The sequence below is a fragment of the Paenibacillus sp. 1-8 genome, from assembly GCF_056316205.1.
Genome location: NZ_CM149995.1, coordinates 2,197,358 through 2,214,765, shown reverse-complemented (window position 1 = coordinate 2,214,765; position 17,408 = coordinate 2,197,358). Strand labels below are relative to the sequence as shown.

The 17,408-nt window shown below is 47.9% G+C and carries 16 protein-coding genes; all 16 read right to left on the bottom strand.

Annotated features, from left to right (window positions below):
- Nucleotides 1–220 precede the first annotated feature (220 nt).
- The 16 genes from AC0WRU_RS10365 to AC0WRU_RS10290 all read right to left on the bottom strand — a co-directional run bounded on the left by AC0WRU_RS10365 (nt 221) and on the right by AC0WRU_RS10290 (nt 17,397).
- A complete protein-coding gene (locus AC0WRU_RS10365; protein ID WP_476128204.1) occupies nt 221–859 on the bottom strand; it encodes a CatB-related O-acetyltransferase in 639 nt (212 codons plus the stop codon).
- A 77-nt stretch (nt 860–936) separates the two neighbouring features.
- On the bottom strand, nt 937–2,109 hold the full coding sequence (locus tag AC0WRU_RS10360) for an acyltransferase (protein WP_476128203.1): 1,173 nt from the start codon (nt 2,107–2,109) through the stop codon (nt 937–939).
- A 192-nt stretch (nt 2,110–2,301) separates the two neighbouring features.
- Nucleotides 2,302–2,886 (bottom strand): general stress protein, encoded by a 585-nt coding sequence (locus AC0WRU_RS10355; protein ID WP_134909975.1) that lies wholly within the window; start codon nt 2,884–2,886, stop codon nt 2,302–2,304.
- A gap of 151 nt (nt 2,887–3,037) precedes the next feature.
- Entirely contained in the window at nt 3,038–5,566 is a 2,529-nt protein-coding gene (hrpB, locus tag AC0WRU_RS10350) for an ATP-dependent helicase HrpB (RefSeq protein ID WP_476128202.1), read from the bottom strand.
- A gap of 297 nt (nt 5,567–5,863) precedes the next feature.
- A complete protein-coding gene (locus tag AC0WRU_RS10345; protein WP_476128201.1) occupies nt 5,864–6,238 on the bottom strand; it encodes a DnaJ family domain-containing protein in 375 nt (124 codons plus the stop codon).
- A gap of 121 nt (nt 6,239–6,359) precedes the next feature.
- Nucleotides 6,360–6,554, bottom strand: coding sequence for an XRE family transcriptional regulator (locus AC0WRU_RS10340; RefSeq protein ID WP_476128200.1), 195 nt, complete (start codon nt 6,552–6,554; stop codon nt 6,360–6,362).
- A gap of 43 nt (nt 6,555–6,597) precedes the next feature.
- Nucleotides 6,598–6,765: an aspartyl-phosphate phosphatase Spo0E family protein gene (locus AC0WRU_RS10335; protein WP_476128199.1), complete on the bottom strand. Its 168-nt coding sequence runs from the start codon at nt 6,763–6,765 to the stop codon at nt 6,598–6,600.
- 344 nt (nt 6,766–7,109) lie between these two features.
- Nucleotides 7,110–8,507: a transcriptional regulator gene (locus tag AC0WRU_RS10330; protein WP_476128198.1), complete on the bottom strand. Its 1,398-nt coding sequence runs from the start codon at nt 8,505–8,507 to the stop codon at nt 7,110–7,112.
- 313 nt (nt 8,508–8,820) lie between these two features.
- Nucleotides 8,821–9,947 (bottom strand): IS3 family transposase gene (locus AC0WRU_RS10325; RefSeq protein WP_476128197.1). Its coding sequence is split into 2 segments (ribosomal slippage): nt 8,821–9,698 and nt 9,698–9,947, totalling 1,128 coding nucleotides; the frame shifts between segments, so codons are not numbered across the junction.
- A 577-nt stretch (nt 9,948–10,524) separates the two neighbouring features.
- A complete protein-coding gene (locus tag AC0WRU_RS10320; RefSeq protein WP_476128196.1) occupies nt 10,525–11,334 on the bottom strand; it encodes an SDR family oxidoreductase in 810 nt (269 codons plus the stop codon).
- Between the two features lie 248 nt (nt 11,335–11,582).
- A complete protein-coding gene (locus tag AC0WRU_RS10315) occupies nt 11,583–12,419 on the bottom strand; it encodes a hypothetical protein (RefSeq protein WP_476128195.1) in 837 nt (278 codons plus the stop codon).
- A gap of 12 nt (nt 12,420–12,431) precedes the next feature.
- Complete coding sequence (locus AC0WRU_RS10310; protein WP_025685035.1) at nt 12,432–13,184, bottom strand: vWA domain-containing protein; 753 nt, start codon at nt 13,182–13,184, stop codon at nt 12,432–12,434.
- Between the two features lie 75 nt (nt 13,185–13,259).
- Complete coding sequence (locus AC0WRU_RS10305; protein WP_476128194.1) at nt 13,260–15,284, bottom strand: hypothetical protein; 2,025 nt, start codon at nt 15,282–15,284, stop codon at nt 13,260–13,262.
- A 207-nt stretch (nt 15,285–15,491) separates the two neighbouring features.
- Nucleotides 15,492–15,767: a WXG100 family type VII secretion target gene (locus tag AC0WRU_RS10300; RefSeq protein ID WP_013309990.1), complete on the bottom strand. Its 276-nt coding sequence runs from the start codon at nt 15,765–15,767 to the stop codon at nt 15,492–15,494.
- 245 nt (nt 15,768–16,012) lie between these two features.
- Nucleotides 16,013–16,549 (bottom strand): WXG100 family type VII secretion target, encoded by a 537-nt coding sequence (locus tag AC0WRU_RS10295; RefSeq protein ID WP_476128193.1) that lies wholly within the window; start codon nt 16,547–16,549, stop codon nt 16,013–16,015.
- Between the two features lie 5 nt (nt 16,550–16,554).
- Complete coding sequence (locus AC0WRU_RS10290) at nt 16,555–17,397, bottom strand: hypothetical protein (RefSeq protein WP_476128192.1); 843 nt, start codon at nt 17,395–17,397, stop codon at nt 16,555–16,557.
- Between the last annotated feature and the right edge of the window lie 11 nt (nt 17,398–17,408).

The window sequence follows — 17,408 nt, the reverse complement described above, 5'->3', positions numbered from 1 at the left end:
ATATCTTACCTTCCATTATAAACCACTCAGCGCCCATACACTAATGATAGGGGGGATTTTCAAGCTCTCCCTTGTGACCTGTTTGAAGTTGGCGGGAGATATAAAATGAAGCGTTGCGAGCTAGTTGGCGAAGTGGCGGTCGGTGATTCTGTCTTTTTCTATTATGAATTTTTCATATACTGAAATAATATAATAAAAACTAAAAAAATAGAATTACAGACTACGAAGACTTACTTAATTTCTTTAAGGCATCCGTATCGTTACTTGTTAAAACAGGAATACATTCTGTTATTTTTTGGATATCCCAGTTCCACCATTCTAGTGTTTTGAGTATTTCAATAGTTTCCTCGTCAAACCGATAACGAATTAATGTTGCCGGATTTCCCCCTACAATTGAATAAGGCAGAACATCTTTAGTCACCACGGCATTGGACGCAATGATCGCTCCATCTCCTATATGAACTCCAGGCATAATGGTAGCATTGTAACCTATCCAAACATCGTTCCCAACCACGGTATCCCCTTTGAAACCTCCACTTAAATTGGGTAAACCAACTGCCCACTCTCCACCAAACGCCCCAAAAGGAAAAGTGGTAAACGCATTTGTATTGTGATTTGCGCCATTCATAATAAATTTGGCCCGGGTTGCAATTGCGCAAAACTTACCGATCTTTAATTTGTCCCCTATAAAATCAAAATGGTAAAGGACGTTTTTTTCAAAATCCAGAGGATGATGTTGGTCGTCATAATAGGTATAATCCCCAATTTCGATATGTGGATTAACCACTACATTTTTCAAAAAACACAGACTTCTAATATTTTTCATCGGGAAAACGCTTCCTGGATCTGGACCACTCATTTAGCAACACCCCTATAATGATATAGATTCACCTTAAATGAAAAGACACGTCCAAGTCTAACAGTATGCATACCAAATCAGGCTTGCTTTTGCAAGGCTGGCGGGCCTTCGGCCGGGCGGGGACGAACTCGAAGCCCCACTATCCATTTTCCCAGAGGCAAACGAGCCAGCAGCCATGTGCCGGCAACGGAAAAAGCCATACAGAGAACGAACGAAGCCAGCGTACGAAGAACATGGCTCCAGTCTGCAAACAACGTCTCGTCAAAATAGTACGTCACACGCAGCATAAAGGCGTGCATCAGATACGCTCCATAGGACAAGGTTCCGATGGCAGTCAGCAACCCCGCCGCACGTCCGCCCTTATGAGCAATCCACGTCGCTACACGATAAGCCACAAAAATAGACGTGACACAATATACAGCCATGACTGGACGCAGCAGAGACAAATAGTTAAAGGAAAAAACCGTGCCTCTCGGCGTCTGAAACAGACCAATCATCTCATACAGCAAGTAGCCTGTAATCACAATAAATAGCGGCCAATATACGATCTGCGCCTTGGTTACCCAAGCATTCCAGCGCTTGACGTTCATCCCGGCTGCCGCCCCTAGCACAAAATAAAAGAAAAAGTAAATCACATTACGGTCAGCATAGATGGTGAACCAGGAAGTAACCACCGGAAGCTGGAGCCCATCCATCAATCGGTACATCGGCCCCACCGCGAACATGAGCATGATGTACAGCACGCCGACTCCAGCCAATGCAGCGGGTCGCCATGTTGACGGCAATAACGCTGACAAACGGCGGACAGCATAACGAAACACTGGAAATAGCACATAGCACTGGATAATCATAACGATATACCACAGATGATAGCTGCTTTTCCCGTTCAATAGCTTCTGGAAAAAATCTAGCGGGTGAAGATGCCCTCCACTTTGGACTAGCTGATTTCCCAATTCGTATAAAAGAGACCATATGATATAAGGAACAATGATATCCATGAACCTTTTACGTAAAAACGTTCCGTACTTTAAAGCTCCATCATAATTGTAAAATAACACCATCCCGGTGATAAACACAAACACGGGAACTGCAAATTTAGAACACAGCAGTAAAAGTGTCATCAAAGCTCCGTCCTGGATGCGCGCCCCCTGCGCAACCGCATAATGTGCGACGGAATGCTGAAGAACAACGGCGGCAAACGCCAGCCCTCTCAGCAAAGCGACTTCGGAAATTCTCTCTTTTTGACTCATGTCACTCTCCTGTTATGTCTAGAAATATATAAGTCTATTATAACGACAATTCTGTAAAAATATATAGAGGGATAAACGTGCCAGTGGCAAGCAAAGCTTCAATGTTCTTTAGTTTATTTAACGAGTGTACATATTGAAAAGCAGCAGCCTTCCCTTTCGGGGAGACTGCTGCTGTAAGCGTAAGCTATAAAGTTACAGGTTCCTTCTGGTATCTGTGTACGCATCTGTCCGGGTATCCGCTACCGTATCATCATACGTTCTGTAACGATCCGCATTCAGAGAACGGTTGGTACGGAAAATATCATACACATCCCTGTGATGATCAGCGGAATCCACCAGCACTAAAATCTTGCCCTGATCGACGTAGGTCTCGTATTGACGCGCATCATCTTCCGGAATGCCCAGCCCGACCAGTCCACCGACCAAGCCACCTGCTCCCGCTCCAACAGCCGCTCCAGTAAGGGTAGCCGCGATAGGTCCAGCCGCGAGAATAGGTCCGATGCCCGGAATAGCCAAAGCCCCGATGCCTGCCAGCAAGCCAGCGACCCCGCCTACAACGCCGCCTGTAGCTGCACCTGTCGCCACACCCTCCGGTGCTTTGGTGCCTGTCTCTTCACTAATCGTCCTCAACTCGTCACGGTCACGTGTGATGACAGAAATTTCGCTGCTTGGAATTCCTCTGCTCTGCAATTGTCCAATCGCACGAGATGCTTCCTGTTCTGTATCAAAAACACCGACAATTTTCTTTTCGTTATAATCGTTTACGTTATTAGCCATGGTAGTTACCTCCCAATATTTTGGTGTTGAGTGGTTCGTCCTTCATTACCCGGCTGTCCTGACGTTTAAACGATTTTACGAAAATTCAAAAGTAGATGAATGAAAACAGAACTTCATTTCAAACCAGTCATTCGCATAAAAAAGCTGCTGTTCAACGCTTGGGCTTCGTTCTGTTCGTCGCCACGGCTTCCAGTGGATCATCCGGCCAATAATGCTTGGGATATCTACCCTTTAGATCCTTTTTGACTTCAAAATAAGCCTCGCTCCAGAAGCTGGACAAGTCGGAAGTCACTTGTACAGGTCGCTGCGCAGGTGACAGCAAATGCAGTACGATCGGCACACGTCCGCGTCCAATACGCGGCGTATCCCGCATGCCGAACAACTCTTGTAACCGCACCGCCAGCGCAGGCGCCTCGGGATTCGTATAATCGACAGGTATACGGGAACCGCTGGGCACACGGATATGCGTCGGTGCTTCCTGCTCAAGCTGCTGCCGCTGTTCCCAATCCAGCCTGCCCAGCAGCAATGCAGCACCGTCCAGCCGTTGCAGATCGGATACATTTTTGGCTCCAAGGGCAAAAGGCAGCAGCCACGAGTCCAGTGAATCCAGTAACGCTGGCTCGGTGCTGTCTGGCCAATCCTCGGGTGCCGAAAAGTGCATAAAAATTAAACGCGCCTGCAACTGGAGGGTTTGCCGATTCCAGGACAGCAGCTTTAGACCACGTTCACGGACACCCTGCATCAAGGCGGCAGCGATTTCCTCTGTCGGAGGACGCTCAAAGGACGTTTCCTTTAAAACGAGCGAGCCCAATTGTAATACCTTACGGGCTCTTACTGCTGACGCTGAGCTGTCCCAGTATACGTTCGCTTTCTCCAGCAGCAATTCGCTGCAATGCTCGATCAGCTCTTGCAGTTCAATCGGTGCCGCCAGCTGAATGGCACCGTCCGCTCCCTCGTCGTCCACTTCGGCGGCGACGAGATAGGACGAACGCGACATCCACTCCACTTGTCGGAGTCGCGCACCCCGGCCGCCGCTAAGCAGAAAGCGGCCATCCCCCCGGCCCTGCGCGATCCGGTCCGGATACGCAAAGGCCAGCAGCAGCCCGCAGGCCCCGGAGCCGTCAGGCTCGTCCTGCCCTGCGGCTGCTTTCGGCAGCGTGGCAAGTAGCTGCCGACTCTCCTGCACGATACGGCGAATCACCGTATCGTCTGCCGCCCGCAGCAGGCTGTGCGTGCTGCGGGCGTGAGCCGCCTCGCGCATGGCGTCCAGCCGCGGGCGCAAATCCGTTCCGCCATGGGCGCGGAACGGGTCCCGCTCTTGCAGCAGCGCAGCAAGGCGGCTGGCGGTCGGCGCCAGGCCGAGGGCGGCCGCGCGCAGCAGCATGTGCCCGAGGCGCGGATGCGCGCCCAGGGCGGACACCTCGCGCCCGTGCGCGGTGATGCCGCCTGCCGTGCCATCGGCTGTGGCATCCAGGCAGCCGAGCTGACGCAGCAGGCCCGTGGCCTGGCGGTACGCCGCCTCAGGCGGGGCATCCAGCCAGGCCAGCTCGGCGGGCTCGCGGACGCCCCAGGCGGCCAGCTCCAGCGCGAGCGGGGCCAGATCCGCCGCCGCGATTTCCGGGCGGCTGGCATCGGGGAGCGCGGCATGTTCCTGCGCGCTCCACAGCCGGTAGCACACGCCCGGCTGAAGGCGGCCCGCCCGGCCGCGCCGCTGATCGGCGGAAGCCTTGGACACCTTAACGGTGGTCAAACGGCTCATGCCGGTTCGCGCGGAAAATACGGATTCCCGCGACAAGCCGCTATCTATCACTACCGTAATCCCGGCTATCGTCAAGCTGGACTCGGCAATAGAGGTTGCCAATACGACCTTACGGCTTCCCAAAGCCGACGGTCGTATCGCCTCATCCTGCTGCTCCAGCTTCATACTGCCGTACAGCGGAATAACCTTGACGTGTGCAGGCAAATTTCTTGAAGCCAGCTCACGTTCCGTTCTATGAATTTCTCTGGCCCCCGGGAGAAATACCAGCAGATCGCCTTCATGAGCATGAAGGGCCTTGTCTACCGTCTCTGCCGTAAAGGATTCTAATGAAGTCGATGAAGGCTTGGATAAATGAAACGTCTCTACCGGAAATACCGTGCCCGGACATTCCAGCAATGGAGCGTCCCCCAATAGACGGCACACAGGCTCAGCCTCCAGTGTGGCAGACATGATCAATATTTTTAAATCAGGCCGCAATAGCGCCTGACTTTGCAGGGCAAGCGCCAAGCCCAAATCTGCATGCAGGCTACGTTCATGAAATTCATCAAAAATGATCAGGCCGATCCCCTCCAACGCCTGATCATTTTGCAGCATCCGGGTCAACACGCCCTCCGTAACCACTTCAACCCGCGTATTAGGCCCTACTTTTGTATCCATGCGAACCCGGTAGCCCACCGTCTGCCCGGTTTGTTCTCCCAGTGCTTTCGCCATTTGTGTCGCTGCTGCACGTGCCGCCAACCGCCTTGGCTCCAGCATCAATATTTTTTGCCCCGCCAGCCACGGCTCGTGCAGCAGTTCCAGTGGCGTAACCGTCGTCTTGCCCGCGCCCGGCTGTGCAATCAATACGGCAGCCGGATGGGATTGCAGCGCATTTTTAAGCTCGGGTATAATTTGAATGATAGGCAGTTGTTTATCTGTCAAAGAAATCTCTCCAATGATACGCAGATGCGTAGAATCTAAGTGTTGTTTCTATACGAGCAACGAATTTGCTTTATTATTATGAATTTTTCATTACCTGTAATTATTATGATTTGAATGACGAACGTTAAGCTTGCCTAATAGGGACTTCTCGCTACCCTACAGTGCTTTATCCTGAATCTATTATACAGGTATTTTACTTTTCCGTCCGACTGCCACTGGTAGGGCAAATGAATCCGTGTCCTTCTTACGATGCAATTCCTCAAGAAACTATCTGCACTGCAACGTTAATCACTGCCTCTATTCCTCCAACCGCTTACGCACAGCCGGCTCATATTCATAAAATACGGACGAAGCGTTCAGCCCTCTTTCCTCCAGCAGCATGCGTAGACGAAGCGATTTTTCAGTGAGCTTGCGACTAATGCGCTGTTGCTCTCCCGCCTCACGACAAGCATGGAGCAAATCGCGTAGCTGGACGCATTCCTTCTGCAATTGAAGCTCCTCCGGTAAAATGCCGGCATTTTTCAATAGCTTGTACGACATACGCAGCTCCTCTGGAACATGTGATAAATCCTCAATAATCAGCGGCTTGCCTGCTCCCTGCAAATCATCAAACTCGCCTTTCGCCATCGCTTCGGTAATTTTTTGCTCGGCCATTCTGGAGAACATTCCCATAGATCAACTCAACTCCGTATAAGCATATGTACAACCATATTGGATCATAAAAGTGGGGTCCTTCGTCACTGTAGCATAAATCTTCTGAAGATGTCCTGCATTCATGGAGAAAAGAGGGGGATTATTCTTCAATTCCTAGCAAATGGGATACTTGCGTTCTATGTCTTTTGGCCTTACGTGTTCCGTGAATAAGATTGGACAATCGGCTAGGTGGTATATGATATGTCTCACAAAATGTTTTCTGGTCAATTTGTTTCTCAACCAGCTTTTGTTTGATTTTCCACCCAAAAGGGGTTACAGCATTGCGTTTATTCAACTTTATTACCTCCAGGTTAAGTTTTGCTCTAATTATCAGTTCGTTAAGATTTTGATTTGCACGTTTGGTATTGATTCAATAGATTATCCAGTTTCTTGGATTGTTCAATCACTTTGGGATGCGTTAAAAATCCGTATTTTTTCTGGAGTTGGTACAGTCTTTTTCTAGCCCGCTCGACACGAAGTAAAGTCACACCTTGATTCATCAGCATGATTCCCCCTTCTGTGTCATATCCTAATGTAAACCGTCAACTTTTGGATTATTTAATGATTCACTCAACAAAAAAAGTGCTTCCGGAACATTCCAGAGGCACTTTATGTCGATCTATGTTCATTTGGTAAATGATATGGAACTCCTTCAAGCTGAACTTAAAAGTTACCCAATTGTGCCACTGCGCAGTCGGATGGTGCTTCCCATCGCCACCGCCCCCGAATTTCTCGAATAAAGCTTAGGATAAGGGTAGAAATTCGGGGACAAAAGCGACCGCTTCGCTTGCACAGCACCATTCCGCCTACTTCGTTTTCCATGTACATTTTTTAGTTCAGCTTATTACTACTAATAATAAAATAATCTTTCCGTTCGCCCTTCATTAACTAAACTTTCATACTTTACATAAGCTTTAAGGTCTGAGAATTCTTTAAATTGCTCAAATAACCTAATGCATCTAATAAAAAAGTCTTCTTTGTTAATGGCTAAAGATTTAGATAAAACGTCCAGTAAGTATTTAAAGCCATGTGAGTAGCTACCTCTATTCAAGTAATATTTAGCCAGTTCATATTTAAAACGCGTTGTTTGTTCTGGTACCACTTGATGGGTATACATATCAGCAGATGATTGCTGTTGGGTGATAGAATCAACCTCCGTTTCAAAACGCAGAAGTATGTCATCCACATCTATCTGATATTGATTAGCTGCCATTATAATATTTATCAGATTGGCAACCATTTCTTTTTCAGTGTTATCTGGCGATGACATAATATATTTAACATAATTGTGTAGCGTACTTAAATCGCCCGACAAAAGCTTGTATACGTAAGTATTTCCTTCTGCCCAATCTTTGAACAAGTTAACCCAGTGTTGGGTATCCTCATCAGTCTCTTTGACCCAATCCAAATCAGCATAGGCGTATGTATATTGTAGAGCTTGCTCATAATCGCCTTGGGCTTCACAGACACTGGCACACAGTAAATCGGCATAACTGATGTACACAAACAGGGGGCGACTCAGCTTCTTATCAGGTTCCTCACGCTTTCGCATCTTCTGCTGGTGTTTCATCGTATATTGAATTTCCGCTTTATCTCTCATTTTTTTAGCTGTTGCATCCAGCCTGTCCCATTCACGCAAAGAACGATACACATTCGCCAAATCCTTCAATGCATCAAGCTGATTAATTTCATCTAGGCGCTCAACAAAAGCCTCAAATAGTGTAGCTGCCCTGAGATTGAGGCTTTGATCATCTCCAACCTGAATCGTGAATATACGATATTGACAGATTGCCAAGCGTTCAGAATGTTGATATTTTTCCACTTCTGCTACATTCTCATAGAGTAGCAACGCAGCAGCATGTCGTCCCTGTGCAAATATCGCTTCCGCAATGTCAAATAGTCTGGGCGAATACAACGGATTGTCCATAATATGTCCAACCATTCGACGGATCGCATCCAGCTTGTCCAGCTCCGCACAACGATATAATAGTGGCTCGATTCGCCGCCAATTCGGGGAAAGGTCTATGATGTAATTTTCTATGTATAGTTCGTAAAAATAACCCTCCGATAATCCCATGGCCAACGTGATTCGGTCAAGCTGTTGTACGGAAACAGGACGATGTTGAATAACCCAATTACTAAGTGTTCTTTGATAAACACCTGAACATTCCGCAAACTGGGCTAAAGTCAATTCGTTTTGCTTTAGATAATCTTCAAACTCCGCTAAAACCGTAGGTGTATGCTTCAAATCATAACCACCCTCCACATAAAAATTCCATAATTTTAAAGATCAATTACTATTTTTGTCCAAAAATTAACAACTGTCAACATTTTTTTGCAACTCATGCGGAAAAACTACGTTTGGCATAAGTTGTCCAAAAAGGACATGGTGACACGAGCTAGAGGATTAAAATTTGATAGACCCAAGGAAAAGATTTCACACGGGTTTTGAATGCTATACAAACAACCCCCGCATTGTGGAGAGTTGGGATTGAGCGACAGGACATTCCGCGTATAAAGTCGGAAGCCCTTAGTATTCTTGTTGGATTGTCAACACTAAACTAGACAATTTTTTCGTGGTGCCTCTGCTTGAACTCAGCCGGACTCAAGTAATCCAGAGAACCGTGAATCCGAATATGGTTAAACCAGTGTACATAGTCATGTAATTCTGTGGTTAGCTCAGCAAGACTTTCAAAATGACGTTTCTTTACAAACTCCGTTTTGAAAATTTTAAAAGTGGCTTCCGCAACGGCATTGTCATAGGGACAGCCTTTCATGCTCAAAGAACGTTCAATCTGAAAAGCCTCCAGCGCATCGTCAATGAGCTTATTCTTGAATTCATTGCCTCGGTCGGTGTGGAAGAGCTGAATGTCATTCAGGTTGCCCTTAATTGAAGCCAAAGCACGGTAAACCAGCTTGGCATCCTTATGGGGTCCTGCACTGTAGCCGATAATCTCGCGGTTAAACAGATCTACAAAGAAGCATACGTAGTTCCAATATGAACCCACTCGGACGTACGTCAGATCGCTTACGACGACAGATAACGCCTGCTCTTGTTCAAATTTTCGGTCCAATACATTCGCTTGCTTGGCTTCATTGCAGCTCGTGGGACGAGGCTTGTACTGGGCGACTGTATACGAGGAAACCAACCCGAGTTCCTTCATGATTCGTCCAATTCTCCGCCTGGATACCGTAAGGCCCTGCTGATACAGCTCTTTTTTAATCTTACGCGTACCGTAGTTTTGGCGGCTGCTTTGAAAAATGTCCATAATCAGGGAGGGAAGCTCATCCTTCGATGTCACTTCCACTTTGTTTTCTTCATAATAATACGTGCTTCTAGGGAGTTTTAGGACGTCGCACATTGCTGATACCGAGTATTTATGTTTATTCTGGCGAATGACATTTACTTTCGTCCTATGATCAGCGCGGCTTGCTTTAAAATATCATTCTCCATGAGCAGTTGCTTGTTCTGTTTTCGAAGTTCGATGAGTTCTAATTCCTCTGGAGTTCGGTTGTCTTTCTCTTTGAAGGATCCCGATGTGGAACTCTGTTTCACCCATTTATCTAACGATGAAGGATTCAAATCATATTCTTGAATGATATCCTTGCGTGGTTTGCCACTTTGATAGAGCTGAACCATCTGTGCTTTAAATTCAGTGCTAAAGGTACGTCTTTCCTTTTTATTCATGTCCGTTCGCTCCTTCTAGAGTCCATCTGTAGTCTACTATATTAGACCACAATTTTTCTGTCTAGAAGAGTGTAGCCGATCCAATCATCCACCAGTAATTTCAATCCACGCACTCATATAGAGTGCGACATAATATTCGGCTTTGACCTCTGCCGCTGTCTTCGCGATTTCAATCCACGCACTCATATAGAGTGCGACTCGAAATGCATTAAGCTGCGTGGCATACGACTTGATATTTCAATCCACGCACTCATATAGAGTGCGACATGACTCTGCCGTCCAATGGTATGCAGCTTGAATTATTTCAATCCACGCACTCATATAGAGTGCGACAGCGAAAATGCAGTAATTCATACCCTAATGATATCAATTCCATACATTTTCGCAAAAAACGATGCTTAAAAAGCTTGAATCCACCCTTGACTTCTATTATAGAAAGTGGATTCTAATCCTTTTCGACAAATCTCGAGGTGCGAAGGATCCGGGGTTTTTATGTGAGCTTCACATTCGCACCTTAACCAAGACATTACATTCAGGATCCACAAAACATTTTTCCCTCACAGAGAATTCTTTAGTGCTAAAACAATAAGGACTCTGCCCCATCAATCACAATTTGTGCACCGGTAATGTGGCGCGAATGATCGGAAGCCAAGAATGTCACCAAATCAGCTACCTGCTCGGGTTGACCGGGCCCATCAGCCAATGGCTGCCCTCCTTCGGGAAACTGAACGGGGATGGTAATCTGCTTTAAACTTTCGGATTTTTCCGTCGTTTCATCAATATTCGTCGAAATAGCTCCCGGATAGATCACATTGACACGGATACGAAACTTGGCTAGCTCCAGCGCAGCCATTTTAGCAAATCCGGTTTGGCCTGCCTTGGACGTACTGTAGGCTGACATTCCAAAGCTGGTAAAGCGCTGATTTCCATTAATAGAGCTGGTAATGATAATGCTGCCGCCACCGTTTTTTTTCAAATGCGGCACGGTATACTTCACCGTCAGGAAAGTACCATCCAGATTCGTAGACAGCGTCTGCCGCCAATCCTCAATGCTCAAATCCTCAATCGGTCCGACAACCCCGTTAATCCCCGCATTGGCAAAAATGATATGCAGCCCGCCAAACAGTTCAACTGCCTCCAAAACGGCTTTTTCCACACGCACCGGATCGGCAATATCCACGTCAAAAGCCCGAGCGGCGCCTTCACGTATGGCATTAATCTCTCTCTCCGTCTCTACAATCCGTTCATTACTCACATCAAAAAGAGCGACATTGGCTCCCTCTCTGGCCATTTGAATAGCTGTTGCCTTGCCAATACCAGAACCGGCTCCTGTGATCAAAGCCGTTTTGCCTTCAAAGCGCGCGCTTCCTGCTAATGTATAGTTCATATGTATCGCTCCCTTTCAGTATCCTGTATAATCACAAGATTACCCAAAAAGGTATACTTTATAATCACCATTTTTGCGCATTTTTTGCTATTCCGTTGCGATATTCGAGAAAAGGACCAATTATACACCCATTATCGCATCTTTTCTTCTGCTTTCTTGTTGACCGTTAGTTTCTTTCTATGTATTCATTAAAAAGGGACGCTATACAGCCATCAGTATGGATGCATAACGTCCTTTTTTGATTCCGTTTACCACTGCAATTCAATAAATGCAGCATCATCATCAAGCCCTCCGGTATGGGAGGCATCCAGCAAAACCTGTATCTGCTCATCAGGGACAGGCTCACGAATAGGGTCCAAATCGGATAACCCGTCACTGTATACCTGTAATCTCATCGACATATCTGCGGGTATGCTTCTTTCGTACCAATGAGGCTTACCTCCAATCGGCCCACGGCTTGTGGACCAGCGTTCCGATGTAGAGAAGGTATGATCAAATAATTGGCTGATCTCCTCCGAACCGTTCCATAGCCGCAATCGTGAATCTCCTTGCCAGGCAAGTCTGAGACGCCCGCGGGTGCCGCGCTTCGGTAGCTCGATTTTACCGCAAATATACATCGACTGGCTTCCCTGACGACGTTTATCCTCCAGCACCGAACGCATCAAACCCGATTCATGATGTAAAGGCTGCCGATCCAGTTCCTCCGCAGCTGTGCCTGCCAAGCGTTCGAGGTACAGTCCCAGTTTATCAGCAGACAGATCCTGCCCCTGTACCATCCAATCTAGCAAAGAGGAGCCCAGATAGCGGGCTGCAAAATCTCCCTGGTAACTAAGCCCGACACCATCACACAGAACAAAACAACAGACAGATTTATGAATACGCACTGCGGCGAAATCCTGTCCACTTTCACCCATACTGGCAGATTCGGCAGACCTTCCGTAACCATAACGGCACATAAAGCGGCTATGATGAGTCGATAGTGGCTGATCGCCCGTCTGAGAGCTTATGTAGGAAAAATGCTGCGTCAGCCGTGCATTCATTCCCTTCCTTTTGCTCGTGGGGAGCAGAGACAGCAGTGGATTCATGCGTTTACCTCCTTACCGTACAGGCGTTGCGGCCGACATTTGAAAACCGATGGACACCAGTTCCGGACAGGTTCCGGGCAGCATCATAACTGCTCCCTCACCTAGCTGATAATCTGCCTCAAACAGCATTTCCCGATAGCTTTCAGGAAGTACAGAAGACATATTACGCAATTTCACAGCATGTTCATCCTGTAACGGCGTATTATGCGTAAGACCTTTCCAGCGGCGGGGGTCCTGAATAGGCGTTTCCAAAAGTCTGTCCGATAAAAATATATTTTCCACCAGTACATTGCCGTCCGGTACACTCATGCTCATAATACGCTTCGCAATCGGTTCCGGATCATCACCTGTGGAAACACCATCTGTCATATGACAAACCAAAGGCGCAGGGCAATCCTGCATCCCCGGCAGCTCCGCCTGTAAAATACGTTCGGCTTGCAAGAAAGCTTTTGCCGAATCTGAAAACCGTTTGGGTGTCAAATCGGGCAACGAGCCAATCGCCGCAATTTCATCAATCCCCTTCACACCGTTGAGCAGATCATATACGTCGTCACTATAGGCCAAAATCGCAATCCGGTAGCGTGCAGTCAGCCGATTTCCTTTAGTCGAACGGAAAACCATCTGCCGGATCGCCAGTGATATGGCTTCATAGACAACATCAATTCGCCGCCGCCCCTCCATGAGCATGTTCATTGACGCGCTAATGTCAATCAGGTAAATGATCAGGGCGGGGGTACGCTGAGAAGCCTGTATGGTATAATTCATCGTTTGCACACGCTCCCCTCAGTTACCTTTTATCATCTTGTGCCACTTCATCCAAGATATGAAAATATGAAAAAATTAAATTTTAGGCAGTCTAAAATTCGTATCGCTTAAAAAGTTATAGATAGAGGAAGCCCGATACCCGACTTCGCCTACCGAACGATAATAGGAAGAATTACTTTCGTACAATGCTCTAAAACGATTGGCAAAACCCTTCGCCTTCGCCGTGCTTCCGCCCTCCTGAGAGGCATAAGCCTTGTTATACAGGGAAATAAGCTGGAGAACATTCTGTTTGTTACTTGCATGAATTGATGCTTTTTGCTTTTGCTCCGCCTCTGCCGCCGCCTTACGTGCTGCCTCTTCCTGCGCTGCGCGGGCAGCCTGGTTCTTTTTCCAAGCCAAATATGTTTCGTACTTCGCCTGCTGATCATACGCTTTCTGCTTTGCCAGCTTGGCGACCGCCTGCTTGTTTTGTTCCTTTTGAGCAAGGTAGGCTTCATATTTGACCTGCTGAGCTACAAGGGCCTGTTGTTTTTTCTGCTCTTCCTGCTGCTTTTGGGCAGCAAGAGCCTGTTGTTTGGCCTGCTGCCCAGCTTCCTGCCGTTGCTTCTCCGTCAGTGCCTTTTGAGAGGCCTCCTGCTCGGCAGCCAGCTTCGCTTCCGCCGCCTTTGCGGCTTCTTCCTGCTTGGCTGCCTCGATTTGCCGCTGATTGGACTGATCCGCCAGAATATTCACGGCTGGGATGCCAACAGCCAGCAGAACGGCAGCCGCCGCCGTTGTCACAATGAACTTTTTGGAGCGGTACCATGCTGCTGATTTTCCCGGCTGCTCAGGCGGCTTGGGATTCAACTGCTCCTCTAGCCCCATAATGGCAGCCGATACCTCCACATGCAGAGGACTGCCGTCTTCTACAAAATGATACAACGACCGATATACCTCCAGGGCCGCAGCAGGCTTGTTTTGCTTCTCCAGTTCACGCGCCTGTCGGAACAGCTTGTCCGTCACCCCACGCTCTCCTTGCTCCCGGGCCGCCTGATTCAGTATCGCATCTTGTTCCGCTTGGAGCGGTGCAACCAAGGAGGATGCAGCTTTCCCGGACTCGCCAGTAGCTAATGCTGCTGCCTCTGTCGCCTCGGGTTCCACCATCTCTACTTCAACAGGAATCTCTTGCTCGGTAAGTGCATTGAGTACAACCAGCCATTCACCAAAGGTAGGGCAACTGCTCAGATCCTGACTGTCCCAGGCACGGCTAAACAGTTCTACCACTTTGCTTCCCCAACGGGCTTCCAGCGACTTGCGTAAAATATAATAACGTTCGCAAGGCGTCTGCATTTCATGCTGGTCAAAATAACTTTCGCCCCACGCTTTATCGACCACCACACGGTCTGACCATCCCAGCATTTCGCCGATAATAACGGCCCCTGCAAAACGATCCGCATACGCGCTCCATAATCCGCTGTGAACGGTACGGTGCGCCGCATACCCCGGAGAACCCGCCAATAGAGCATCCGGACGATCCATTTTGGTACTGTACATTTGTTCCACATCGACCAATTCCACAGCTGATGTGCCTTCAGGCAGTTCCACTTCAGAAAAAAACGGAAGCATGACATTCGGCGCAGATAAATCACAGTGCGCCAGTCCTTTTTGCTCCATAGCTGAACCGATCCCTGCCAGCGCTCTGGCTAAAGCCAGACTATCGGAAGCCTCAAGCTGCTGCTGAGCTGTGAGACAATCGAACCATGTCGTACCATGAATCCATGGCATCAGCACTGCATACAGCAAATCAGGCTGCTCGGCGATCAGACTTCCGTTTCTTTCTGGAGTGAGCACATCACGCTTGCATACCTGCAAACCGGGAACATCCCCGTACGCTTCCATATGCTCAGATTGATAAACCATGGCCGGGATACGAAACTTTGGAAAAAACACTTTAAGGGCTTTAGCCTCATGCGGCGCTCCGCTTTTGGCCTTCAACTGGTATACGATCCCCTGCCGCCCTGCTTGAGCATAAGCCAAACCGGGTGCAACAGGATGTCGCCCAATCACATAGGCTATGCCGTTTATGATCAATTCGTCTCCCGGATTCGGTTGAAAAGACATGGAAAATCCCTCTCCTTACATCGTTCAGTATGCTAGTTTCCTCACCCTATTATATACAATCTGTGGATGGCAAGAAAACCGGGTGTCCGAAGATCGCCCGGTTTTTCCTGATAACCACTATACCAAATGTACAAACCACAAGAAATGGTTCAACCATATTGCTTCTTCATAGAGTGGTATATTATAAGGTGATGCCTATCACGCATCTTACTTCGTTTGGTCAACAGTACGGAATTTGTTAGCGATAGCCGTCAGTTCCTGGCTGATGCTGTTCAAAGTCGTTACGAAAGCTTGCATTTGTTTGCTGGCTTCCTGAAACTCTTGAAAGAAGCGTTGTTTGGTCATACCTTCCCATTGACCTTCCATACCTGAGATGGACTGTGTCAAGCTGGAAACGATCTGCTGGCTTTGCTCACCACTTTGTTTAAATTGGTTAGCTACCTGATCAACCTGTTCCGGGGTAATTAAAATGCGTCCTGCCATATTATGAGTCCTCCTTGATGATAACTAAATGTTTTGTTTAACTAGTTCAAATTGTACTATGTTTATTTAATTTCCTACAAAAGGCGAAGGTCCTAATTGTAATAACCCCACTTTTTAACTATAAAACAGCACCTAACAGTATAATATCAATAGAGTTAGTACCTAATAAGTCCCAAAAAATCAGGATTTCATGAACTGAATTTATATGGACCCTTATGTCCAGGCATGTGAGTCCCGGGAATCTACTAAGCGACAGGCTGATCCCTAACTATAGCCGGGTCAGCAAAATACCATTCCTTCGGATTGCTGGAAGACGCCTGTTTCAAAATATCCTGATTCAGTGTACCTGCATCCGACGACTGTACACCAGCAATGGCATGCACGACAGACTGCGGGTCCGAAATCGGACCGCTTCCTTCCAAAGGTTGCTCGGGCAAAATAGACGGTGACTGCTGATTCGACCAATCCAGCATCGTGACTGGTCGTCCTAATGGCTGGCTGGCAAATGACAGAATCGTATGATAGTTGTGGTCAACAGACTGAAACTGTTCTGCCTTTCGATTCAGTTGTGTCCCTGATGTATGGAGATAAGCATGAATCTGCTCCGACATCCGTTTGGCCTGCATCCAATGATTCAAGACCGACTCACGTGCAGATACATCCCAATCAAGCGATTGTAACGCCTGCTCCAACCCTACTGTTAACTGTTGAATTTGCTCCGCCGCATGCTGTAGCTGCCCGCTAAGCCCCCGAAGCACATCCGGTTCAACTCGAATGCGCATATCCATCACCCTTCTTCTGTCACTTCTTCTGTCACTGCTGACTGTCTCAACCAATTCAATAATAAATCCACAAACTGATCTCTTGATGCCATGGCTGCAATAAGCCAATCTCCGTTGCCATTAGAGCTCATACGAAATATCCAGTTCATCGTTGGACACAGGACAAAGGCAACCCGCTGTGATTCCCACTCCCTGCCGCTCCAGACCAGCAATTGCAGTTCTCCTTCGGCTATACGGGAACTCAATGACTGGGCAAGTCTCGCAGAACCTTCTGCATCTCCGCTCGCCTCGGTCAGTTTGCTGTTAAGCTGAGAAACACTGTCTCCTGCAGATTGCTTGTAAATTTCATTAAATGCCTGCTTGGAGAACATAAGCGCGGGAGATTCAGGCACGAGCCGATCTACCCAGCCCATTTTATCAATCAATGTCTCGCAAGCCTTCTCCACATTACCCAGATCATACAGGCGGTACTCATCGGGATCATCAACGGATTTTACTAGCTCCACGACACGCTCGTTCGTGCAATGGAGGTAACCTTCGAACTGCTTGCCGCCCCGCGCATAGCGTATGCGGCAAGCCCGGTTAGATAATCCCGCGATAGCAACCCTCGAAAAAACGGTAGGGGGCATTGACAACTCAGTACCCTCATCTACTCGCTTTAGATAACCCTTTTCCAGAAGAGAGGCTTTTACCTGCTCCCACTCTTCCGCCAACTCTTCTGCCAGATAGCCCTTAAACGGATCTTCCACTCCAAGCAGCCTGTCAGAACCCAACACGCCTGCCAGGAAAAACAGTTCCTTCGACTTGAGGGTTATTAACTTCTGCTTGGAAGCTTGAAACGTTAACATTATGAGCCACC

Excerpts from the sequence above, each read along its gene's own strand:
- AC0WRU_RS10355 (WP_134909975.1), bottom strand. The coding sequence starts at position 2,886 with ATGGCTAATAACGTAAACGATTATAACGAAAAGAAAATTGTCGGTGTT.
- AC0WRU_RS10315 (WP_476128195.1), bottom strand. The coding sequence starts at position 12,419 with ATGAATCCACTGCTGTCTCTGCTCCCCACGAGCAAAAGGAAGGGAATG.
- AC0WRU_RS10345 (WP_476128201.1), bottom strand. The coding sequence starts at position 6,238 with ATGGGAATGTTCTCCAGAATGGCCGAGCAAAAAATTACCGAAGCGATG.
- AC0WRU_RS10290 (WP_476128192.1), bottom strand. The coding sequence starts at position 17,397 with ATGTTAACGTTTCAAGCTTCCAAGCAGAAGTTAATAACCCTCAAGTCG.
- AC0WRU_RS10295 (WP_476128193.1), bottom strand. The coding sequence starts at position 16,549 with ATGCGCATTCGAGTTGAACCGGATGTGCTTCGGGGGCTTAGCGGGCAG.
- AC0WRU_RS10320 (WP_476128196.1), bottom strand. The coding sequence starts at position 11,334 with ATGAACTATACATTAGCAGGAAGCGCGCGCTTTGAAGGCAAAACGGCT.
- AC0WRU_RS10335 (WP_476128199.1), bottom strand. The coding sequence starts at position 6,765 with ATGCTGATGAATCAAGGTGTGACTTTACTTCGTGTCGAGCGGGCTAGA.
- AC0WRU_RS10305 (WP_476128194.1), bottom strand. The coding sequence starts at position 15,284 with ATGTCTTTTCAACCGAATCCGGGAGACGAATTGATCATAAACGGCATA.
- AC0WRU_RS10310 (WP_025685035.1), bottom strand. The coding sequence starts at position 13,184 with ATGAATTATACCATACAGGCTTCTCAGCGTACCCCCGCCCTGATCATT.
- AC0WRU_RS10300 (WP_013309990.1), bottom strand. The coding sequence starts at position 15,767 with ATGGCAGGACGCATTTTAATTACCCCGGAACAGGTTGATCAGGTAGCT.
- AC0WRU_RS10365 (WP_476128204.1), bottom strand. The coding sequence starts at position 859 with ATGAGTGGTCCAGATCCAGGAAGCGTTTTCCCGATGAAAAATATTAGA.
- AC0WRU_RS10360 (WP_476128203.1), bottom strand. The coding sequence starts at position 2,109 with ATGAGTCAAAAAGAGAGAATTTCCGAAGTCGCTTTGCTGAGAGGGCTG.